The sequence below is a fragment of the Vibrio aerogenes genome, assembly GCF_024346755.1.
Classification (GTDB): Bacteria; Pseudomonadota; Gammaproteobacteria; order Enterobacterales; family Vibrionaceae; genus Vibrio; species Vibrio aerogenes.
This window is the reverse complement of sequence record NZ_AP024861.1, coordinates 2976577-2999840: the sequence shown is the minus strand read 5'-3', so window position 1 is coordinate 2999840 and position 23264 is coordinate 2976577. Positions and strand designations below refer to the sequence as shown.

Sequence of the window (23264 nt, the reverse complement as noted above, 5' to 3'; positions counted from 1 at the left end):
ACCGTATGAGCTACGATTTAGACGAAGATATTTTGCAGGATTTCCTGGTTGAAGCGGGAGAGATTTTAGAGTTACTTTCCGAGCAGTTAGTTGAACTTGAAAATAACCCCGAAGATAACGACCTATTAAACGCAATTTTTCGTGGTTTTCATACTGTCAAAGGTGGTGCCGGATTTTTGTCTCTCACCGAGCTGGTTGAGACGTGTCACGGTGCTGAAAACGTATTTGACATATTACGTAACGGTCAGCGAAGTGTTTCCGCAGATTTGATGGATACAATGCTCCGGGCTCTTGATACGGTAAATGATCAGTTTGCTTCAGTGCAAAACAGAGAACCGCTTAATCCTGCTGAACCTGATTTATTAGAAGAATTACACCGCCTTTCTCAACCAGCTTCCGAAGATGAAGCTGTTACTGAAGAAGTCCCTCCCCCTCCAGCCGTTGAGGAACCAGAGCCAGTCGTAGCAGAATCTTCTGTATCTGAAGAATCTGATAAAGCGCCTTCTGCTAGTGTCGATGCTGGATCTATTGATGAAATTACTCAGGATGAGTTTGAACAGTTATTAGATGAGCTTCATGGTAAGGGTTCTGCGCCCGGAGCTCATGAAGAAGCAGAAAGTGCTTCACCGGCACCATCTGCCGAAAAAAACAGTCATGTTAGTGGTGATGACATTACTGATGATGAGTTTGAACAGCTACTCGATGAATTACATGGAAGAGGACATGGTCCATCTGCACATACAGAGCAAAAATCAGCTGAGCAAAAATCAGACTCTTCTCCTCAGACACCGAAGAAAAATGACGCCGCATCAGCATCTGCTGGTCAGGGTGATAGTGATCTAATGACTGATGATGAATTTGAAAAGTTATTAGATGAATTACATGGTCAGGGGAGTGGTCCTTCTGCCGAAGAGCTTGAAATGGCGGTTAAGCCAGTTTCTGAAAACCCTAAAGCCGATGTTAAAGCTCCTGCACCTTCTAACCAGCCAACAGCTAAGCCTGAGAGTAAACCAGCCGCAGCGCCAGCTGCTCCTAAGCCAGCAGCACCAGCGGCGAAGAAGACCGCTGTAGCAACTAAAGAATCGAAAGAAGTTGCTGTGAAAAAAGCTCAGCAAACAGAGGCAACGGTTCGGGTTGATACCTCTACGCTGGATATTATCATGAATATGGTCGGTGAGCTGGTTCTGGTGAGAAACCGGCTGTTAAGCCTTGGACTCAATAGCAATGATGAAGAAATGTCCAAAGCAGTTGCAAATCTGGATGTTGTAACTGCCGATCTACAAGGGGCTGTGATGAAGACCCGGATGCAGCCAATTAAGAAAGTATTTGGCCGTTTCCCACGGGTTGTTCGTGATTTGGCTCGTAGCCTGAAAAAAGAGATTAATCTGGAAATGCGGGGAGAAGATACCGATTTAGATAAAAATCTGGTTGAAGCGCTTGCAGATCCACTGATTCACTTGGTCCGAAACTCGGTTGACCACGGTGTCGAAATGCCTGATGTACGGGAAAAAAATGGCAAACCCCGGACCGGTAAAGTCATTTTGTCCGCATCACAGGAAGGTGATCATATCGAACTTTGCATTATCGATGATGGTGCAGGAATGAATCCGGATAAATTGAGAGGCATTGCGGTTAAGCGTGGCTTAATGGATGAAGACGCAGCATCCCGCTTGTCGAATAAAGAATGTTTCAACCTGATCTTTATGCCGGGATTCTCCAGTAAAGAGCAGATTTCTGATATCTCAGGACGGGGTGTTGGGATGGATGTTGTAAAAACAGCCATCAACACTTTAAATGGTTCCATAGATATTGATTCTGAAATTGGAAAAGGAACCAGAATTGCCATAAAAGTACCATTAACACTTGCGATTTTGCCGACCTTGATGGTTGGTGTGGCTGGTAGTCCTTTTGCTTTGCCACTTGCAAGTGTGAATGAGATTTTCCATTTAGATCTGAGCCGTACGAACGTTGTTGACGGGCAGTTGACAATTATTGTCAGAGAAAAATCAATCCCACTCTTTTATTTACAAAACTGGCTTGCACCACATCAGTCTGTTGAGCGTGGTAAAGGTCATGGACATGTTGTGATTGTTCAAATAGGAAGTCAGAGAGTTGGTTTTGTCGTTGATACATTAATTGGTCAGGAGGAAGTTGTTATTAAACCTCTGGATAATCTGTTACAGGGAACTCCCGGGATGGCTGGAGCAACAATTACAAGTGACGGCCATATTGCATTGATATTAGATGTGCCTGACTTATTGAAGAACTATGCAGCAGCATCTCGAATCTGATCATTCTTATAAATCAAAAGGGAAAATATGGCGATTAAAGTATTAGTGGTTGATGACTCCAGTTTTTTCAGACGTCGTGTTAGTGAAATCATTAATTCAGAATCGCGTTTAGAAGTGATTGATGTCGCTGTTAATGGTAAAGAAGCCGTTGATAAAGCCAGAACATTAAAGCCTGACGTGATTACGATGGATGTTGAGATGCCAGTGATGGATGGTATTTCAGCCGTGAAAGAAATTATGGCTGAAAACCCCGTGCCGATCTTGATGTTTTCCTCCTTGACTCATGATGGCGCCAAAGCGACATTAGATGCATTAGATGCTGGTGCAATGGACTTTTTGCCGAAAAAGTTTGAAGATATTGCCCGTAACCGTGATGAAGCTGTGTCGCTTTTGCAGCAACGTGTGATTGAGATTTCTAAGAAGAAATCTCTGCTCAGACGCTCTTTTTCATCTCCTGCTGCTCCGGCCGCGGGGCGAACAACCCGGTCGACCGCTGCGCCTTCCCGGCCAGAGAACCGTAAAAGTTTACAGTCAATCACCCGGCCGTCAACAACACAGGCGGTCCGTTTTAAGCCTACAGGTAAAAAATATCAACTTACTGCGATTGGTACTTCAACGGGCGGGCCTGTAGCTTTGCAAAAAATATTAGTTAAGCTCCCAGCGGCTTATCCTCATCCCGTGTTACTTATCCAGCACATGCCTGCTACATTTACCTCTGCATTTGCAAGCCGGTTAAACTCTTTATGCCAGATTACTGTGAAAGAAGCTGAGGATGGTGACATTCTGCGGGCGGGAGTTGCATACCTTGCACCTGGCGGTAAACAGATGATGATCGAAGGTCGTCCTGGCAGTGCAAAAATCCGGATTATCGATGGTGGCGACAGGATGAATTATAAGCCATGTGTTGATGTGACATTTGGCTCTGCTGCTAAAATTTACGGAAGTAAAGTCCTTTCTATGATATTGACCGGAATGGGGGCTGATGGGCGTGAAGGTGCCAGGATGCTGAAAAAGGAAGGAGCGACGATCTGGGCTCAGGATGAAGAGACGTGCGTTGTTTATGGTATGCCTCAGGCAGTTGCAAAAGCAGGTATCTCATCTGAAGATTTACCGCTTGATCGCATTGCAGAACGCATATTGGTTGAAGTGGGGCTTTCATAAGGAATATCAATGATTGTTTGGAGTGTCGCCAACCAAAAAGGTGGTGTGGGTAAAACAACAACGACAATAACACTTGCCGGCTTGCTTTGTAAGCAGGGAAAGCGGGTTTTGCTGGTTGATACTGATCCTCATGCTTCATTGACTACTTATCTTGGTTATGACTCAGATGGCGTTAAGAATAGTCTCTTTGATTTATTTCAGCTATCAACAATCTCGCGTGATTCAGTCAGCCCTTTAGTCATGAAAACGGATATTGAAGGGATTGATATCATCCCTGCCCATATGTCTTTGGCAACCTTGGATCGCGTTATGGGCAACCGAAGTGGTATGGGGCTGATTTTAAAAAAAGCACTATTTGAACTTCACGATCTTTATGATTACGTTTTAATTGACTGTCCCCCAATCCTGGGGGTCATGATGGTGAATGCAATTGCTGCCAGTGATCGTATTCTGATTCCTGTTCAAACTGAGTTTCTTGCAATGAAAGGTCTGGAACGTATGATCCGGACACTGGCTATCATGCAAAAGTCCAGGCATAGTGAATTCAGAGTCACTATCGTTCCTACAATGTATGATAAGAGGACGAAAGCATCTTTGCAGACTCTGACTCAATTAAAAAAAGACTACCCGGAAAGAGTCTGGACTTCCGCTGTTCCCATTGATACTAAATTCAGAGATGCGAGTTTGAAACGTCTGCCTGCTTCTCATTTTGCTGAGGGGAGTCGGGGAGTATTTGCATATAAGCAGTTGCTTATCTATTTGGAGAGGTTAGCAATTGATGAGTCGTGACATGGTGTTATCAAGTGAACAAGCTTTAGATGATTATTTCGCTGCTTTACTGGATGAAGAGAGTGGTGATTTAGAGCTGGTTCAAGAAAAAAAACCAGAATCACCCTCACAACTTTCTAAAGAGACAGAGGTTGTACCACAATTACAGAAGCAGCGTGTCGCTGAACATGTTGCAGAAACAGGCGATTCTTACACGTTACCGAATCTTGAAGATGTTCAGCGGTTGTTAAATCAGCTGGAATCGACAAACCCTGTAGATCAGATAGAAGATATAGAAGAGTTACTTGATAAAAATACAGATAAAATCGCATCACAGATTCAGGTGAGTGAGAATACTGTTGCAGCTTTAGCTGAAGTCGCTGAAGAAACATTATCACCTTCAGTGGAAGAAATTCAGGAATGGGATATTAGTGTTCAGTCTGATGATGTTGTTGAAGTTAAAACAGAAATTTCAGAAGTAACAGAGACGGTAACAGACTCTCAACCAGAAGCAATCGTGGCTGAGCCAGAAATAAAAACTGAGTCATTTTATGCTGAACCTGCTGTTGAAACAGAGCAAGAACAAGAAATATCTTATCGTCAGGAAAACGAGACCGAAACAGCTCAGGACACATCACAGGATATTGAAACTCAGGCTGAAGGCAAGGCGAACCACTGGAAGAGTATTGAGCGCAAAGAGCGCTTTCAAATATTATATTTTGAAGTGAATGGTGTTATGTTTGCCGTTCCTTTAGATGAGTTGGGTGGTATTCATCGACTGGAAACATTAAATCATCTCATTGGCCGGCCCCCGTGGTATTTGGGGTTACAGACAAACCGGGATAATCAGCTTGATGTTGTCGATACAGCTTGCTGGGTAATGGCCGATAAACTGACCGATGAGAATTACAAATCCGGATATCAGTATATCGTGATGTTAGGTGATAGTTCCTGGGGATTGGCCTGCGATCACCTGAAGGGAACCGAACTACTCGATAGCGAGAAGGTCCGGTGGCGTGAAAAAGCAGGAAAGCGCCCTTGGCTGGCTGGTATGGTAAAAGAAAGAATGTGTGCTTTAATCCATGTTGAAGCATTAATCGAGATGCTGAAAGCCGGGTTGGATGTCAAAGCGCTCGATAATTAGATACGTTGGTGTCGAATTCGACTTAGAGAGGATAAGGTATGTCTCAGACAAATGAAGTAGAAGTGAAAAAAGACCAGTCTAATGACGAAGTGCTTCAGTGGGTGACGTTCCAGTTAGAGGAAGAAACTTACGGCATTAATGTTATGCAGGTCAGAGAAGTACTTCGCTATACCGAAATTGCACCTGTCCCTGGAGCACCTGACTATGTGTTAGGAATTATCAACTTACGTGGTAATGTTGTAACTGTGATTGATACACGTTCACGATTTGGATTGGTTGATGGTGAAGTTACTGATAACACAAGAATTATTGTTATCGAGTCTGAGCACCAGGTGATTGGTATTTTGGTAGACAGTGTTGCCGAAGTTGTATATCTGCGTTCATCAGAGATAGATACAACACCAAGTGTTGGTACTGATGAAAGTGCCAAGTTTATACAGGGTGTAAGTAACAGAGATGGCAAGCTTCTTATTCTGGTTGATTTAAACAAATTGCTCAGTGATGAGGAGTGGGATGAGATGGCTCATTTATAATTATGATTGATAGTGAAGTATTTTTTAGCTTCCCGGCTGCATTGATTGGGGGAGCTGTATTTTTTGTGCTGTTGTTTTTTGTACTGCTGTTTCGTTTAAAGCATATTTTATTGATGCACTCTGAAAACCGACGTCAGGAAACCAGAATGTTAGATAAAACTTTGCAGAAGACAAACAAGCAGTTAAATGAATTGAGGTCGGCAGTTGTTGGTTTAGGACAAAAGATTACCGAACAGGAAGATACGATACTTCATCTGAATGAAAGAGTAAAAGATCTTGAACAGCAAGTACAGGACACTGATTCCCGGCTTTATTCAAGAGCATCTAAGTTAGTCCAGCTAGGTGCTGATGTTGAGGAATTAATTGAAGAGTGTGAACTACCGAAGGCTGAGGCTGAACTTATGCTTTCACTTAAAAAGAAAATTTCAGGAGAAGAGAAAGTTCCACCGTTGAGTAAATCGCATGCAAGAGAACAACAAAAGGCTCGCTCTGCTAAGAAAAATGCATAAATCACGTCCTGTTCAGGTTCAGTTATGAGGAAGTCCATTCAAAGGGCTTCCTTTTTATTTATGCCCAGAGCGTGTTTATCTTTCACAGCCTGACCAGTAGTCTGTTTTTACCCTGACCACGTTGGCAAATGTTGAATATAGACTGCTGTTCTCTACATTTGCCGCCTTGCCAGAGTCAAAAATAGCCTCCGGCAGGGACGGAGAAAGATCAACACGCTGTAGTGAAGTAATTACATGGTTAAATTCATCATAAGTGTTGATATAATGACGCGCTTGTTATTTGATTTGTGTTCAGACTCTATAATGGAAAGATATGATGAATGACCGTCTAAGACAGTTTTTTTTGTTTTTAATGATAATTTTGTTAGGCGGATGTAGCACAGTTCCTGAAAATTCTGAATCAGCCTACGGAAGCGACCCTCTGGAAAGTATCAACCGGACATCGTGGGCATTAAATTATGATTATCTGGACCCTTACTTTTTTAAACCCCTTTCATTGGCTTATGTTGACTATGTGCCAAATCCATTCCGGAGAGCAATTGCGAATTTTTTATCGAATTTAGATGAGCCTGCAAGTGTTGTTAATAACCTGATTATGGGAAATGGAGAAAAGGCTGTTGACCATTTAAACCGTTTTTGGATGAACAGTACTTTTGGTTTGTTTGGGTTGATTGATATAGCATCTGCTGCAGGTATTCATAAAGATGATGAAAAACAATTTGGTGATGCGCTGGGACACTATGGAATCGGTAATGGTCCTTATCTGATGTTACCTGCGCTTGGTCCGTATTCAGTCAGAGATACCGCCGATTTTGTTGATAGTACTTATTTACCTTTGTCATATTTGAATATATGGGCTGTATTAACAAAATCTTTCTTTGAAGGGCTTGAAACCCGTGCTGCTCTGGCAAATCAGGAGTCTATGCTCCAAAACTCCCCTGATCCATATGCTTTGGCCCGGGATATGTACTTTCAGCACCAGAACTATAAAGCTGAAGTCGAGCAAAAAGAAGAATATGATCCCGATCAGGAAGAACTGTTTGATGAATATCTGGATGAAGCAGAGTAATCCGTTTTTATTGTCAGGCTGACATGGTTCTGCCACTAAAATATTCATTTTCAACAATATATTCAGTATTTCTGATCAATTCATCCAGCTGGATCGACATGTTTGAGCTGGTATCCTGAATCTTTTCTGAGGGAAGAACTGCACCGACCCGGATGTTGAATGGTGTCAGCTCCTTTGACCAGCTCTGTGTCATGCCCGAAATCATTGAGGCAGAGCTTTCGAATCCCTGTATACCATTCTGATCATTGCTCGACATAATATTGATAATAACACCTTCCTGATCCTCTTTTCTCATTCTTTCCGCACTCATCTGGCCGAATGAAAAAAGTGTGGAAATCATATCGGTCAGATTTTGCGTAAACTGTTCCAGAGGATGTTCATCTGTGACTGAAGGCAGAGGCGTTCCTGGCCAGTGATTAATGAGAATATCCGGAGCCTGATTAAATTTAACCTGAATAAAATTAAGTAAAGCTTCGATTGACTCAGGTTTGTAATCATCCATATAAAAATAGTGAATGTTGTTTGACACGGATTTACTTTGTTCATAAACGGAGATTAAACGCTCATGGTCTTTGTCTGCCAGGATAATTCTGGCGCCTGATTGTGCGAAACGTTCTGCCAATGCATTGCCAAAGAGCGTTCCTGCTGAAGTCAGTAGAATAATCGAGTTTTTTACATGCATTGGTAGATCCTGATATGTTTTTTGTTCCGTTAGCATGGTTGAAGAGATTGAAGGATGATGTGAAAAAAGTCATAGAATGAGTTTTCAGGGGAAGAGTTGTGAGTCGTTTTGAGGCGTAATTCACACTACGGTAGTCTGATATAAACTGAATCCATTTAAGAATCAGATAGTTGCCTGAATTTGAGACTGACGGTAGTTGCTAACTAACTGATTATAGAGATCTGAGGCAATAACCGGGCTTTCAAATTGATCTTCCAGCTGTCTGCGTTGATGACCTGATAAGTTATGATATACATCTTCATCAAGTTCATGTGTTGCTTCTGGTTGGTAAGTCAAGGCGTCCGGTGCCAGATAGTGTTGAAGTTTTGCTGAAGGCAAGCCGCCATGATGAAAATAATGAGCGATGTTTGCTCCAAGGTGATAGGTATCCTGATTTGAACTCAGAGGCTGCGGTGAATTCAGACCAAATTGATCCCTGAGAGTATTTTCTGCCTTATCCGGAACGGGGAGTGCTTCACAGATGGTGTTTTCTCTGGCATCAGTAGAGAGCATTGCCAGAAGAAGCGTAAAATCTGCTCGCCGGTTTTGAGATACCGCCTGATTGACAGATTGGCCACACTGTAATTCATTAATTAAGTGGGCTTTATCCAGTGAGTGAATGAGTTCAGCGGTTTGTAATGACATCACGTTCTCCTTGACGATACAACATTATCGACAAGAGGTACGAAAACTTGAGAAGATTGTTCAGACCCGGTGTTTTTCAAGAATGAATGCCACAAAAAAAGCCTGTTAGTTGACCTAACAGGCTTTCGGATATTTTAACCAGGATCTATTTTGCCAGATTTTCAGCAACAAATTCCCAGTTAACCAGAGCCCAGAATGCAGCCATATAGTCCGGACGAACATTACGGTAATCAATGTAATAAGCGTGTTCCCACAAATCTACGGTGAGTACAGGTGTCACATCATCTTCGGTCAGTGGTGTTGCTGCATTTGATGTATTGGTAATCGCAAGAGAACCGTCTGATTTTTTGACCAGCCAGGTCCAGGATGAGCCAAAGTTGTTAATTGCTGATTCTGTGAACTGTGCTTTGAATGCATCAAATGAACCAAATGATTTTTCAATTGCATCAGCAACAGCACCAGTTGGTTCACCACCACCATTTGGAGACAGGCAGTGCCAGTAAAAAGTGTGGTTCCAGATCTGAGCTGCATTATTAAACACGCCACCAGAAGATGTTTTGATGATATCTTCCAGAGACTTACCTTCAAATTCTGTACCCGGAATCAGACCATTAAGTTTAACAACATAGGTGTTGTGATGTTTTCCGTGGTGGAAGTCGAGCGTTTCTGCAGAGATGTGAGGTTCAAGAGCATCTTTTGCGTAAGGAAGTGCTGGTAATTCAAATGACATTGCTTAATCTCCATTGTTTTCAGGGACAATTGCTCAAAATTGTCTCCTCAGGTTTTTACTTCCGGTGTATATCCGTGATATCAGGATACTTAGTTTTTTTCTTTACCTTCTGTCTAAGGATATACGGTTATTTATCTTTTGTTTTGTTTCAATATGACTGACTGGAAGTTATTTTAGCAAGTTTTTACTTTATTAAAAGGGATTTCATAAAATTTATTTATCACAGGCTGAAGAATTACGGATAGTTTCAGTTGATATTTAGTCTGTAAAATGCAATTTTTTCAACAGGATAAGTGTCTATGGATATCAACCTTACTAATAATAGGCTTTTTATTCTGGAGTAATGATTTAAAATGTAAAAAAGTTTGCTGTCAGCCAAAGAGGATGCAATGGAAACAATTGACAAGATTAAGCAACAGATTACTGAAAATCCGATTCTGCTTTACATGAAAGGTTCCCCTAAGTTACCGAGTTGTGGTTTTTCATCACAGGCCTCACAAGCGTTAATCGCTTGTGGAGAAAAATTCGCTTATGTTGATATTCTTCAGAATCCGGATATCAGAACCGAGTTGCCGGTATACGCTCAGTGGCCGACATTTCCTCAGCTTTGGGTTGAAGGTGAACTGATTGGAGGGTGCGATATCATTCTGGAAATGTATCAGAAAGGTGAGCTGCAGCCTTTAATTAAGGAAGCTGCTGTCCGTGCTGGTACACATGAAGAAAAATAAGATTTAACTGTATAAATTTACAGTTCACCCTGTTATCTTAAGGCCACATGATTATGTGGCCTGATTTATTTTGAAATGTCCCGTTTATTTATTGCAGAGAAACCTGGTTTAGGACGAGCTATCGCGGCTGTTCTTCCTTCTCCCCATCACAGGGACAGCGGTTTTATCCGTTGTGGTAATGGGGATATTGTGACATGGTGTATTGGCCATTTGCTGGAACAGGTTGAGCCAGATGCTTATGATGAGCGGTACAAGAAATGGCGATTGGAAGATCTGCCGATTGTGCCGGATAAATGGCAGCTCAAACCACGAAAGTCTTCAGCGCAGCAGCTGAAAGTGATTCGTAAACTCCTTCAATCTCATCAGCACATCATTCATGCCGGAGATCCTGACAGAGAAGGTCAGCTTCTGGTTGATGAAGTCATCGATCACTGTCGTGTGAGTCAGGTGGTGAAAAGTACGGTTGAAAGACTGTTAATCAATGATTTAAATCCGGCAGCTGTCAAAAAAGCACTCCAACAAATGCGGCCAAACAGAGAGTTTATTGCTTTATCTGTTTCCGCATTAGCCCGTTCCAGAGCAGATTGGTTATATGGCATGAATATGTCCCGTGCATATACTTTGCTCGGCCAGCGTTCTGGTTATCAGGGGGTTTTATCTGTCGGGCGGGTTCAGACCCCGGTTTTGGGACTGGTGGTCAGACGTGATGAACAGATTGAGAACTTTGTTTCTAAAGATTATTTCACTCTGGATGCATTGATTCCTTATCACTCTGAAAAGGGGACTTTAGATATTCGGGCACGCTGGAAACCCAGTGAGGCCTGTGAGCCCTGGCTGGATGAAGAAAGACGATTACTTCACCTTCCTCTGGCTGAAAATGTAGCCCGCCGGATTGCCGGACAGCCGGCCGTTGTCACAGAGTCTGAACAGAAACAAACACGGCATTCTCCCCCTTTACCATATTCATTATCAGCATTACAGATAGATGCATCCAGACGCTATTCGATGAATGCACAGCAAGTTCTGCAAGTTTGTCAGTCGCTGTATGAAAAGCATAAATTAATTACATATCCCCGCTCTGATTGCCGGTATTTACCTGTTGAACATCAAAAAGATATTCATCAGGTGATTCAGGCAATCTCAGCAACTGATCCTGAGTTACAATCTGTCATTAATCATGCTGATTTATCTATCCGGACGAAGGCCTGGAATGATAAGAAAGTAGAGGCTCACCATGCCATTATTCCAACACCTAAACAAGGAAATAACACCCGCCTTTCGTCTGATGAGCGCAAAATCTATCAGCTGGTTGCAACTCAATATTTATTACAGTTTTATCCTCCGGCAGTTTATGCCGGCTCTAAGCTGGTGTTTGAGATAGCTGGTGGCGTTTTTATTGCCAGCGGGAAGCAATTGATTGATTCAGGGTGGAAACAAGTGACAGGGCATAAAGAAGAATCGGTTGATATCTGTGACATCGTTCCGCCTTTGGAAAAAGGATGTCAACTCATTTGCCGGGAAGGTGAAATCAAATCACACAAAACCGAGCCACCTAAACCTTTTTCTGAAGCAACATTACTTCAGGCAATGACAGGTATTGCCAGATTTATTGAAGACAAAAAATTAAAAAAAATACTTCGGGAAACTGATGGGTTGGGTACGGAAGCGACACGGGCCGGAATCATCGATATTTTAATGAAACGCCAGCTGCTGACTCGTCGTGGTAAAACGATACATGGCACTGCAGCTGGCCGGGGGTTAATTCATGCTTTACCTACAGAAGCAACACTGCCGGATATGACTGCTCACTGGGAGCATCAGCTTCAGGATATTGCTGAGAAAAAGCAACCTTATCAGCCATTTATGCACTCATTAGCCGAACAGGTTACAGCACTGATGAATAAAGTGCAGTCATCGCCCTTGCCGGACAGCTTAAAATCGATGCCCCAGAATTATCAAAAACAGAAACGCAGAAGAACCTTTAAAAAGAGAAAGAGTCAGGGAAAGAAGGTCAGTAAAGGTTCCGATGGTTGATCCGGTTCAGATTAAATATGCGACCTTACCCAGCAATTGCTCTTTTTGGACTGGTTTAATCATGTAATCATTCATACCTGACGCTTTAATTTGTTCAAGAGTCTTCGCCTGGCTATCCCCTGTATGGCCAATGATCGGAATGTGGCGGTAAGGTTTATTGGATGAACGAATGTGTTTTGCTGTTTCTATACCGTCCATGACCGGCATTTCAATATCCATTAATATCAAGTCAACTTTCTGATGTTCAACCGAAGATAATGCCTCAGTACCATCATTGGCCTGCAGGACTTTATAGCCTTGTTTCTCCAGTAGTAAAGCCGTAAAAATTCTGACTGAACGATTATCATCAACAACCAGAATATGCTTTCCAGTGCTTTCCTTGTTCACTGGTTGAGGGAGCTTTTTCTCAGTCCGAAGGGGTTTTGTACCAAACAGGATTTGCTCTATCGTATTTCTGAGAGATGTGGCGTTGAGTTGTTCTGTTTTGATCGGAAAGAGTGATAAATATTTTTCAGACTGAATTAGCTCTTGCTGGTTGTGGTTAAAAAAACAACATATTTGGGCGCGGGTAAAAGCCAGTATTTTCTCTAAAGCTGCAAATTTCTGTTGCACCTTATCTGCTTGTTCAAGGTTGACAAAGATAATATCATATTCAAATTCATAATCTTTTTTATTTAAAGCATCATCTAAATCTATTTCATCAATATTGAACTCTTCCTGAGATAACAGCTTGAAAATGGAGGTATCGAATGTCTGTGTTGAATCATGTTTAATGTATAACATTGACTTCATTTTTAATATTTCCTGCTTCATCAGAGTGACTCTGTTTGATGCGAAATCAGGAAAGCTTAAAGTAAACCGGGTCCATTCTCCGAGACTTGACTCGCATTGAATACTGCCACCAAATGAGTTCATAATCCTGCGGCAAAAAGGCAGCCCCAGACCAAATCCACCGTGTTTTCCATGGGTATAAAAATCTTTAAATATATGCTCAAGTTGTTTGGGTTCAATACCCTCACCATTATCTTCAAAAATAATCTGGTTCCATTGATCATCTCTGGAAAATTTTATACGGATGCTGAAGTCATTACTTTTTCTGTAATAAAAAGCATTTTTAAGTAAATTATATAATGCGTATTTCAACAGCGTATCATTACCAAAGAAATCAAAATCTGAATGTTGTTCAAGGTTGATAGCGTTGCGATCTCCCTGACAACGATAACTGAATGATGACAAAGTTTGTTGTAAGATATCCAGCGCAGAATGCTGACGAAATGTTGAGGTTGATACCCGGTGTTGATCAATTGAGGTCAAAATTAAATCAATCGTTTCATCGGCGGAGCCAAGCACATCTTTGACACCATTTAAAAGCTGATGGATTGTGCGTAAATCATGGGGGGAGATTGTTCTGTTTTCTGCATTACTATCCGGAATCAATGATTTTAAAAGCTCGAATGAGGTATGAATTGCACTCAAAGGATTCCTCATCTCATGAGCGATCCCGGCCCCCAGAGATTTTGCGATGGATACTTTTACTTCATGCGATTTTTTATGCATATAATAAAAAATATTTCCGAATATATAGATAAATAAAATAATTGGTATATAGGACCAGTTAATCAAAGATATTGTATTATATGATGAAATATAGTTAACCGTTGCATAGGAAAAAATATAAGAACTTATACTTTGTAATAGTAGAATTTTTGTATTGTGTATTAATATAATGTTTAAGAAGATAGAGGTTATAAAAGACATCACCCATATGGTTGACCAATGATTCATAAACATCATGAAACTAAAGAAATAGGGAAGACAAAAAGTTACTGTAAAAACATAATAATAAGGAAGGAATTTTTTTAATTTTTCAGGGATAAAATTTCGTAAGACAAGAATCAGGCATAAAAGTGAGCCAAAACATCTTAATTCCATATTTTCATAAGGTTGGTGGAATAAGCTGTTCCAAATGAAATAATATACAGGATAGCCGAATATACCAAGCCATCCGAGTGTGGATAAGTTTGGCTCTGCATCTTGATAAATTTTATTAATAGTATTCATAAGAACAGTTACTCTATTGATATCAATGTAATTCTATTCGTTCTGTTTCGAATAATTTGAAACTCGTTATACCTGAAAGGTAAATGAGGGACAGTAATTATTATGCTTTTATTTTTCCGAAATATCAATCGGTTACATGATTGCTTGTTGATTTGAATGTGAATGTTAGTGGTTATTTTTGTGATCGAAGTCTTGATAAGGTGTTTGGAATACAGGTTCATGATTCTTAGTATCAGACTTCATTTGAGAAATGGAATGATGTGGTATCAATGTATCTTATGAAACTTAATATTTACTTAATTATGAACTGAAAATTCTGTTAATATCATTATCTGATAAATTATTTTGAATATGCTTCTGATTTATGAATAAACAATGAGTCTAAATAAATTTACTCATTCCTATGACTCTGTAATGTTGATACGATAAAAATGTGAATAATTGTCATTCTATATTCATATGTGTTGATTAGAGTATATTAAAATAATGTCAAATTTAATATTTATTAATCAATGAATTGTTATAAAAAATATTTGCCCACTCAGCCTGTTTGTCAGGTTGCCAGGGTACAAAGGTTAATTTTGGAGTTTATATGCAACGTTTATGGTTAGTGGTGGTCTCTGTATGTGCACTGGTTGTTTGTAGTAGTGCATATTCGGCTGTTTGTCCGGATCTTTCCCCGGTTAATCATTCACCCCAGGAACCTGCCCCTGAAAAAGTTCAGTTCGATCATATTAAAAACCGTTTATTATCAAAATTTTATACACCATATCATATGGCGCATGATGTTCTGGTTTCTGAAGGTGATACTGCAGTAATGGTCGGTAAATTCGATTATGATTTTGCCCTGCATAAAGATTTGGAGGATGAGAGCATCCATGCTTATATCTTTGGTACAGGTATGTCTGACTGGGAATATCTGGGTGATTATACAACCGATTCTGACGGTAAAATCTATGTAAACTTAGGTCGTCGGCCAGCCGGAGATTACCGGGTTTATATGGTTGTTGCCGGAGATTTATCTTCGACAACCGGTTATTTAAGTGTTGTGCAAGAGAATGAAAAAGCGGTTCTGTTCGATATCGATGGCACATTGACACAAAGTGATTCTGAAGCTGTTGGTGATTATCTGGGTTTTTCAAAAGCTAAGGCGTATGCGGGTGCGGCTGATATGGTGAAAGCGTATCAGGCGAAAAACTACCGGATTATTTATCTGACCGCACGTCCATATTGGTTAGCAAAAGGTTCCCGTAGCTGGCTGACAGCAGAAGGTCTTCCGGTCTTTCACATGCACCTGGACGCCAATGGTGAGTTACTTGAGCCAACGGGTAAAGCAGACTATAAAGCTGGCTATATTAAGCAGTTAATCAGTCATGGCGTGGATATTATCCGGGTTTACGGTAATGCAACAACCGATATTGAGGCATATGAACTCGCCGGTATCCCAAAAGCAGAGACCTATATCATAGGTAAACATGCTGGTGAATCCGGTACACAGCCGATTCCGGATGATTATCTTTCTCATATCTCTGATGTGGTTAACTCAACACCAAACGCACAATGCCGTTCACTTTAAAACAAAGACGAAGTTATTTTTTTGCAGCCTCCATGGGAGGCTGCTTTACTTTGGATGAAGTGAGAGTTTCATACCTGTTTTTATGTACCCGGTGAACTTAACGTTGTATCTTGGGTAGTGACTGAATTTGCTGTCTATGCAATGACTGAATATGAAGAGGATATGATGAATGAATAAAATCTATACCAAATTTGTAAGTAAGGCTTGTTTGCTATTTTTGAGTTCAGGTCTGTCTGGTTTCGCGGCGGCAAATACTCAGGATAATTTTAATTTATCTGAAAGTCCCTATATCTCTTTATCTGGATATTCAACCGTTGTTGCCACGCCCGATCGGGCAAAATTTTCAGTGAAAGTCAGAGCTGAAAGTAAAAAAGCGATTGACTGTAAACAGGATGTAGATAAAAAAGTAGCTAATATTTTGACAAGCTTAAAAAAGGCCGGACTTGATCGAAAAGCGGTTTCCAGTGCTCAGCTATGGCTTCGTCCGGTTCACCGAAGAGATCAAAATGGAAATACGACCTTTAAAGGCTATGCGGCCGAACGTGATATTGAAGTCACTGTCAAAAAGTTAGATGAACTGGGAGCGTACCTTGATCAGATGCTGATTGAAGGTGCAACGGATTTAAGTAATATTCGTTTGATTTCCAGTAAGCACAAAGAATATCAGGAAGAAGCCAGAAGACTTGCCGCAGATGATGCAGCTAAAAAGGCTTTGGAGCTGGCCAGTGAGTTCGGAGCAGAATTAGATCGGGTATGGTCAATTAACTATGTAGAAAATGTTAACAATGACAATGTTATGCTGGAGAACAGGATGTTTACGGCATCAATGAAGACGGCAGTACCTTCTGTACCAACATATAATGATAAAAGTATTATTTTTAATGATCGGGTTGATGTTGTTTATAAATTAAAATAGTACGGTTTTATGTTTCAGGGTAAACCATCACAGCGTTTGCCCTTTTATTCATCACCATTGATATGCATGGGATGTTCTTCTCCTGACATCATTAATGCTTTCCCATTGATGAGGCAGTCAGTCACTTTTTGCCGGGCGGATTTGACAAGATTTGCTAATGTTTGACGGGAAACCTGCATTTTTGCAGCTGCGTCCTGCTGCAACATCTTTTCATAATCGACCAGCCGTAAAGCTTCGAATTCATCAGGATCCAGCCATATCCGGGCAAGTTCACTCATTGGTCTTCCATTGGGTTTGAAACAGGTACTTGCAGGCTTACCGCAAATTGTGCGTGGTATTTTGGGACGCCCCATGATAATTCCTTTTAGCTGATAGCACAGAAGATTTATTCAACTCGATTCTTTACAGAAACTCAACAAAAAAACAGGCAGAAGCACTTAAGCTTCTGCCTGTAGTCAAACAATCAAGCCGTTGTTCATGTCTGATGATCTGAGTTAATCAATCAGCAAGCATGATGCCGAATGAATGTCTTCACCTTTTAAAACCGGCTTTGTCTGAGCACAATTGCTTGTTGCGACCGGACAACGGGTCCGGAACACGCACCCGGAAGGCGGATTCATTGGAGAAGGTAAATCGCCTTCCAGCATCTGAATTTGCTTCTCACGTTCCAGCTTTGGATCAGGAATAGGAACTGCTGACATAAGAGCTTTGGTATAGGGATGTTTCGGGTTAGCAAACAAGGCTTTTGTTTCACCAACCTCGACGACATTCCCCAGGTACATCACCATCACCCGATCTGAGATATGTTTCACGACGGATAAATCATGTGCAATAAATACCAGGCTTAAACCGAGCTCTTTCTGTAATTCTTTCAGCAGGTTGACTACCTGAGCCTGAATGGAAACATCCAGAGCCGAGACGGGTTCATCACAGATAATCATTTTAGGCTTCAGGATCAGTGCTCTTGCGATACCGATCCTTTGGCATTGTCCGCCAGAGAATTCATGGGGATACCGGTTAATCAGGTTCGGTAATAAACCAACCCGCATCATCATCTCTTTCACCCGGTCTTTTACCTCAATTTTAGATAATTCCGGATAAAACGTTTTCAACGGTTCAGCAATGATATCACCAATCGTCATCCGCGGGTTCAGGGAGGCCAGTGGATCCTGGAAAATCATCTGTATTTCTTTACGGGTATCCCGCCGCCGGACTTCTTTCATCCGGGTCAAATCCTGCCCAAGCCACAGAATTTCCCCTTCAGTGGCTTGAACCAGCCCGATAATTGCGCGGGCAAATGTTGATTTACCACAGCCGGATTCACCAACCACACCTAAGGTTTCACCTTCATAAAGTTGTACATTGACACCATCAACGGCTTTGAGTGCTGACGGTTTCGCCCATGGCCATGCAGATGAAGAAGAAATCTGAAAGTGAACTTTGAGTGACTTTACATCTAAAATCAGTGGTTTATCGTTCATTTTTCCCATGTCTCCCAGTCAGAAAAACAAGCCCGTTGGCGATTCTCACCAAATGGCGTCAGCAAAGGTGCTTTATACGTACAGTCTTCCGTTGCCCGGTGACAACGTTCCTGATACGGGCAGCCTGGTGGAAGATGGAGCAGGTTGGGTGGGTTGCCGGAAATGGTTGGCAATATTTCCCCTTCGGTATCCAGACGTGGAATCGCTTTTAACAGACCTTCAGTGTAAGGATGGCTCGGATGATAGAAGATATCGTCAACATTGCCATATTCCATGGTTCTGCCTGCGTACATGACCAGAACCTTATCACAGGAACCAGCAACAACGCCAAGATCATGGGTGATCATGATAATGGCTGTATTAAACTCTTTTTTCAGTTCATTGAGCAGATCCATGATCTGAGCCTGAACTGTGACATCAAGTGCTGTCGTTGGCTCATCCGCAATTAAAAGTTTCGGGCGGCAGAGAAGAGACATTGCGATCATGACCCGCTGGCGCATACCACCGGAGAATTCATGCGGATACATCGTCACCCGTTTACGGGCTTCCGGAATTTTGACTGCTTCGAGCATCTGAACCGATTCTTCCAGTGCGGCAGCCTTGCTGATGCCTTTATGCTTAATCAATACCTCAGTAAGCTGATCGCTGACTTTCATATAAGGATTTAGTGATGTCATCGGATCCTGAAAAATCATCGACATTTGCGAAGCACGGATTTTGTTCAGCTGTTTTTCCGGTAAATTTAAAATTTCTTTCCCTTCAAACTGGGCGCTGCCACTGATTTTTCCGTTTTTTGCCAGTAATCCCATCATGGCAAATACCGTCTGAGATTTACCTGAGCCGGACTCACCGACAATGCCCAGTGTCTCTCCCTGATTGAGTGCAAAATTCAGGTCATTGACTGCGGTGACGATTCCGTCGGGTGTGGTGAACTCAACGCGCAGATCTTTCACTTCGAGTAGATTCATTCTTTGCTCCTGTGCTTATCTGTCTTTCGGGTCGAGTGCGTCACGTAATCCGTCACCCACATAGTTGAAACAGAAGAGGGTAACCACCATGAATGCTGCCGGGAAAGCAAGCTGCCATACCGCCAGATCCATTGTATTTGCACCTTCTTGTAACAATGCTCCCCAGCTGGTATTCGGTTCCTGAACCCCTAAGCCAAGGAAAGATAGAAATGATTCAATCAAAATCATATTCGGAATCAGCAAGGTTGCATAAACCACAACGACACCCAAGACATTTGGGACGATGTGACGGGTGATAATGTACCGGTTACTGACCCCACAAACGTGGGCAGCTTCGATGAATTCTTTGCTGCGAAGGCTGAGTGTCTGACCCCGGACGATCCGCGCCATATCCAGCCAGGAAATCGCCCCTATTGCAACGAATATCAACATAATATTCCGGCCGAAAAAGGTCACTAATACAATGACAAAAAACATAAATGGGATGGCGTACAGAATTTCCAGAATCCGCATCATCACCCGGTCAGTTCTGCCACCGATAAACCCAGAGGTTGCCCCATATAAAGTGCCTATAATCACAGCAACAAAGGCACCCATCACGCCCACTGCGAGTGAAATCTGACCACCGGTTAATGTTCTGACGTAAAGATCACGCCCCAGAGCATCTGTACCAAATAAATGCTCTGCAGAAGGTGCGGCATTCATTGCGTACCAGTCTGTTTCGTCAAATTCAAATTGCGCAAAATGTGGCAGTATGAGTACAGCCAGTGTAATGAATACCAGAATGACCAAACTTGTCATGGCCGCTTTATTTTTCATAAACCGGATTCTTGCATCCTGCCACAGGCTGCGACCTTCAATCTCGAGCTGATCAGCAAATTTTTCTATTGCTTCCAGATTATCTTTTTTCGCTATCATCTTTATCTCCCTAATAGCGGATTTTAGGGTCGATATAAGCCAGCAGGATATCGACAATCATATTGAACAGAATGAACAGGAAGCCAATTAAAATGGTAATTCCGAGTACCAGTGAATAGTCGCGGTTAAATGCAGCATTGACGAAGAGTTTACCGATACCCGGCAGACCAAAAATTGTTTCAATCACGACTGATCCGGTAATAATCCCGACAAATGCAGGGCCCATATAGGAAACGACAGGTAACAAAGCGGGTTTCAAAGCATGCTTTATGATGATATAGCGATAGCTTAATCCTTTGGCCCGGGCAGTCCGGATAAAGTTACTGTTAAGTGTTTCAATCATTGAACCACGCGTAATCCGGGCAAAAGTCGCAATGTAAAGCATGGACATGCCCAGTACCGGAAGCGTCATATAGTAGAATGAGCCGTCATTCCAGCCGCCGGCCGGGAACCATTCCAGATTGATTGCAAATACGTAAATCAAGACCGGAGCAAATACAAATGAGGGAATCACGATTCCCAGCATGGTTGTGGCCATGACCGTATAATCGATCCAGGTATTTTGTTTGAGTGCTGAGATCGTCCCGATAGCAACACCAAAAAAAACTGTAAATACAAATGCGACGGCACCGACTTTTGCTGAAACTGGTAATGCGCCGGCAATCAACTCATTAACCGTGTAATCTTTGTATTTAAATGAAGGGCCAAAATTTCCCTGTAAAATGTTGGTCAGATAAGTGAAATACTGGCTGCTGACAGGTTTATCCAAACCATATTCAGCATTGATATTTGCCATGACCTGTGGCGGCAGTCCGCGCTCACTGGAAAAAGGGCTTCCGGGTGCAAAACGCATTAAAAAAAAGGATACGGTGATTAAAACCAACAAAGTCGGAATCGCCTCCAAAATCCTTTTGGCGATGAATTTAAACATAAACTCACTCTTCTTTTTGAAAAATATAGATTAAAAAGGCCGTGCATGTATCAATTACATGCACGCCTGATTATCTGATTATAGTTTTAAGCGGATATTATTTTGCCTTGATATATAAATCCTTGGTATAGATTTTTTCTTCGGCATTATGATATGGGTAACCGCCAACACGTGGAGAAAGCAGGCGGGATTTTACATACTGATAAATCGGGGCAATTGGCATATCTCTGGTCAGCAGTTCTTCTGCGTGCTCATACAGTTTATTTCTTTCTGCATCTGATGAACTGAGAATGGCCTGATCCATGGTTTCATCATATTCTTTACTATTATACTTCGCATTGTTTGAAGTATTGTTCGATTGCATCAGAGAGAGGAAAGTCGAAGCTTCGTTGTAGTCACCGCACCATCCATCACGTGCAACCTGATAGTCACCTTCACGGCGTTTGGTAATGAACGTTTTCCATTCCTGGTTTTCCAGCTGGATATTGACACCAAGAGTCCGTTTCCACATGGACTGAATCGCCGTCGCGACTTTTTTGTGGTTATCTGAGGTGTTGTAAATCAAGGTGAAATTCAACGGGTTCTGTTTTGAATACCCGGCTTCTGCCAGCAATTCTTTTGCTTTTTTGTTCCGCTCTTTTTGTGTCATTTTGCCATAGGCTGGCATGACTGGAGTAAATCCTGCAATGATTTCTGGTGTAAAGAAATACGCTGGTTTTTCACCCTGTCCCATAATGGCCTTAGCAATGATATCTCTGTCGATGGCATAAGACAGTGCTTTACGGACACGAACATCATCAAATGGTTTCTGTTTATTGTTGAAATCATAGTAATAACTACAGAGGTTACCCGTGACAGAAACAGATTCAGGATGTTCTTTTTTCAGACGTTTGAAGTGCTCAACCGGAATCTCATAAGTAAAGTCCATTTCGCCGGCAAGGAAACGGTTCATTTCTGAAACCTGACTTTCAATTGGCAGGAAAGTGACTTTATTAATGACGGTATGTGCATTATCCCAGTATTTCGGATTACGTTTGAGAACCAAACGTTCGTTGACGACCCATGTGTCTGGCACGTAGGCGCCGTTGCCAACAAAATGCTCCGGACGTGTCCACTTGCTACCCCATTTTTCAACCGTAGCTCTATGTACAGGCTTGACTGTGGTGTGTGCCATCATTTTAACAAAATAAGAGGTCGGTTTATCCAGTGTGACCTGGAATGTATAGGCATCGATGGCTTTCACACCCAGTGTCGATTTATCTTTTTTTCCAGCGATGATATCGGACGCATTCACAATGTTTGCGATTTCCATATACCATGAATAAGGAGAAGCGGTCGCAGGATCAACAACACGCTCAAAACTATATACAAAATCTTCAGCTGTGACAGGGTCGCCATTGGACCACTTGGCATCTTTTCTTAAATGAAAAGTAAAAGTTTTATTATCTTTTGTTTCCCAGCTTTCGGCGACACCGGGAACAATATTTCCTTCAGCATCTGAATTCACCAGGCCTTCAAGTACATCCCTGATGACATGAGATTCGGGTACACCTTCAACTTTATGTGGGTCAATTGAAGCGACTTCAGAACCGTTACCACGCACCAGTTCCTGTACGGGTGCCAGTTTTGTTCCTGCCGGAACATGGGCTGCCTGTACTGAAACAGAAGCAATCGCAGCCGAGATGCAGGTGCTTAAAAGAAGCCCCTTAGAAATGTTGTTTTTGCGCATTTAAAAACTCCAATTTTTATTTGTTGTATCCCTGAATTTGTTATCCGGACTCAATTAATATAAAGCATAATGATTATGCCACTATAATCTTATTGAATCGCGAATAAAAGATCACGGTATACTAACAATTATCAGGCCAATTTACTATTTTCACTCCATTGATTGGTGTTATGTTCCGATATTTTGTTTCTTGGTGGTTTCTTAATCTTTATTTGTTGCTTGTGTTAGTTGAACTGCTCTAATGCAAAGGATTTCATTGGAGGATTATTGTGTGATTAAAAACGGGTTTTTGAACCTTTTTAAGACCACTTTGAAATTTTAATTCATATTTTTTGCATTAATATTCAATGG

Annotated in this window: 21 protein-coding genes; 11 read left to right on the top strand and 10 right to left on the bottom strand. The window is 41.8% G+C overall.

What is annotated here, in order from left to right:
* Nucleotides 1-5 precede the first annotated feature (5 nt).
* The 7 genes from OCV29_RS13210 (at nt 6) to OCV29_RS13180 (ending at nt 7475) form a co-directional block, all read left to right on the top strand.
* Nucleotides 6-2291 (top strand): chemotaxis protein CheA, encoded by a 2286-nt coding sequence (locus tag OCV29_RS13210; RefSeq protein ID WP_073605686.1) that lies wholly within the window; start codon nt 6-8, stop codon nt 2289-2291.
* A 27-nt stretch (nt 2292-2318) separates the two neighbouring features.
* Nucleotides 2319-3452, top strand: coding sequence for a protein-glutamate methylesterase/protein-glutamine glutaminase (locus OCV29_RS13205; RefSeq protein ID WP_073605687.1), 1134 nt, complete (start codon nt 2319-2321; stop codon nt 3450-3452).
* 9 nt (nt 3453-3461) lie between these two features.
* Nucleotides 3462-4241 carry a ParA family protein gene (locus tag OCV29_RS13200; RefSeq protein ID WP_073605688.1) on the top strand — a complete coding sequence of 260 codons (780 nt, stop codon included), beginning with the start codon at nt 3462-3464 and terminating at the stop codon, nt 4239-4241.
* Nucleotides 4231-5364 carry a chemotaxis protein CheW gene (locus OCV29_RS13195; RefSeq protein WP_139281690.1) on the top strand — a complete coding sequence of 378 codons (1134 nt, stop codon included), beginning with the start codon at nt 4231-4233 and terminating at the stop codon, nt 5362-5364. Before OCV29_RS13200 ends, OCV29_RS13195 begins: the two co-directional genes overlap by 11 nt.
* Nucleotides 5365-5402: 38 nt before the next feature.
* A complete protein-coding gene (locus OCV29_RS13190) occupies nt 5403-5897 on the top strand; it encodes a chemotaxis protein CheW (RefSeq protein WP_073581419.1) in 495 nt (164 codons plus the stop codon).
* Nucleotides 5898-5899: 2 nt separating this feature from the next.
* On the top strand, nt 5900-6406 hold the full coding sequence (locus tag OCV29_RS13185; protein ID WP_073605690.1) for a DUF2802 domain-containing protein: 507 nt from the start codon (nt 5900-5902) through the stop codon (nt 6404-6406).
* 316 nt (nt 6407-6722) lie between these two features.
* Nucleotides 6723-7475, top strand: coding sequence for an MlaA family lipoprotein (locus OCV29_RS13180; RefSeq protein ID WP_175561609.1), 753 nt, complete (start codon nt 6723-6725; stop codon nt 7473-7475).
* Between the two features lie 13 nt (nt 7476-7488).
* Here OCV29_RS13180 and OCV29_RS13175 read toward each other — a convergent pair whose 3' ends face one another.
* The 3 genes from OCV29_RS13175 to sodB form a co-directional block, all read right to left on the bottom strand.
* Nucleotides 7489-8157, bottom strand: a complete 669-nt coding sequence (locus OCV29_RS13175; protein WP_073605692.1) for an SDR family oxidoreductase — start codon at nt 8155-8157, stop codon at nt 7489-7491.
* Between the two features lie 162 nt (nt 8158-8319).
* Nucleotides 8320-8841 (bottom strand): VC2046/SO_2500 family protein, encoded by a 522-nt coding sequence (locus tag OCV29_RS13170; RefSeq protein ID WP_073605693.1) that lies wholly within the window; start codon nt 8839-8841, stop codon nt 8320-8322.
* A 145-nt stretch (nt 8842-8986) separates the two neighbouring features.
* Nucleotides 8987-9571, bottom strand: a complete 585-nt coding sequence (gene sodB / locus OCV29_RS13165) for a superoxide dismutase [Fe] (protein WP_073605694.1) — start codon at nt 9569-9571, stop codon at nt 8987-8989.
* A gap of 389 nt (nt 9572-9960) precedes the next feature.
* On the opposite strand from sodB, the gene OCV29_RS13160 reads away from it, so the two are divergent.
* The gene (locus OCV29_RS13160) at nt 9961-10299 is read left to right on the top strand and encodes a Grx4 family monothiol glutaredoxin (RefSeq protein WP_073605968.1); all 339 of its coding nucleotides are present in this window, start codon (nt 9961-9963) and stop codon (nt 10297-10299) included.
* Nucleotides 10300-10374: 75 nt separating this feature from the next.
* Nucleotides 10375-12333, top strand: a complete 1959-nt coding sequence (locus tag OCV29_RS13155) for a DNA topoisomerase III (protein ID WP_073605695.1) — start codon at nt 10375-10377, stop codon at nt 12331-12333.
* A gap of 6 nt (nt 12334-12339) precedes the next feature.
* Here the strand turns inward: OCV29_RS13155 and OCV29_RS13150 are convergent, their stop codons facing one another.
* Entirely contained in the window at nt 12340-14394 is a 2055-nt protein-coding gene (locus OCV29_RS13150; RefSeq protein WP_073605696.1) for an ATP-binding response regulator, read from the bottom strand.
* Between the two features lie 592 nt (nt 14395-14986).
* Between OCV29_RS13150 and OCV29_RS13145 the strand changes: the two genes are divergently transcribed.
* Nucleotides 14987-15970 (top strand): lipin/Ned1/Smp2 family protein, encoded by a 984-nt coding sequence (locus OCV29_RS13145; RefSeq protein WP_073605697.1) that lies wholly within the window; start codon nt 14987-14989, stop codon nt 15968-15970.
* A gap of 169 nt (nt 15971-16139) precedes the next feature.
* The gene (locus OCV29_RS13140; protein WP_073605698.1) at nt 16140-16886 is read left to right on the top strand and encodes an SIMPL domain-containing protein; all 747 of its coding nucleotides are present in this window, start codon (nt 16140-16142) and stop codon (nt 16884-16886) included.
* A gap of 44 nt (nt 16887-16930) precedes the next feature.
* On the opposite strand, the gene OCV29_RS13135 is transcribed toward OCV29_RS13140, so the two are convergent.
* From OCV29_RS13135 to OCV29_RS13110, 6 genes are all read right to left on the bottom strand, one after another.
* Nucleotides 16931-17239, bottom strand: coding sequence for a DUF134 domain-containing protein (locus OCV29_RS13135; protein ID WP_073605699.1), 309 nt, complete (start codon nt 17237-17239; stop codon nt 16931-16933).
* Between the two features lie 141 nt (nt 17240-17380).
* A complete protein-coding gene (oppF, locus tag OCV29_RS13130) occupies nt 17381-18376 on the bottom strand; it encodes a murein tripeptide/oligopeptide ABC transporter ATP binding protein OppF (RefSeq protein ID WP_073605700.1) in 996 nt (331 codons plus the stop codon).
* Nucleotides 18364-19335: an ABC transporter ATP-binding protein gene (oppD, locus tag OCV29_RS13125; protein WP_073605701.1), complete on the bottom strand. Its 972-nt coding sequence runs from the start codon at nt 19333-19335 to the stop codon at nt 18364-18366. Before oppD ends, oppF begins: the two co-directional genes overlap by 13 nt.
* Nucleotides 19336-19350: 15 nt before the next feature.
* Entirely contained in the window at nt 19351-20253 is a 903-nt protein-coding gene (oppC, locus tag OCV29_RS13120) for an oligopeptide ABC transporter permease OppC (RefSeq protein ID WP_073605702.1), read from the bottom strand.
* A gap of 10 nt (nt 20254-20263) precedes the next feature.
* On the bottom strand, nt 20264-21184 hold the full coding sequence (gene oppB, locus OCV29_RS13115; RefSeq protein WP_073605703.1) for an oligopeptide ABC transporter permease OppB: 921 nt from the start codon (nt 21182-21184) through the stop codon (nt 20264-20266).
* A gap of 97 nt (nt 21185-21281) precedes the next feature.
* Complete coding sequence (locus OCV29_RS13110; RefSeq protein WP_073605704.1) at nt 21282-22913, bottom strand: ABC transporter substrate-binding protein; 1632 nt, start codon at nt 22911-22913, stop codon at nt 21282-21284.
* Nucleotides 22914-23264 lie beyond the last annotated feature (351 nt).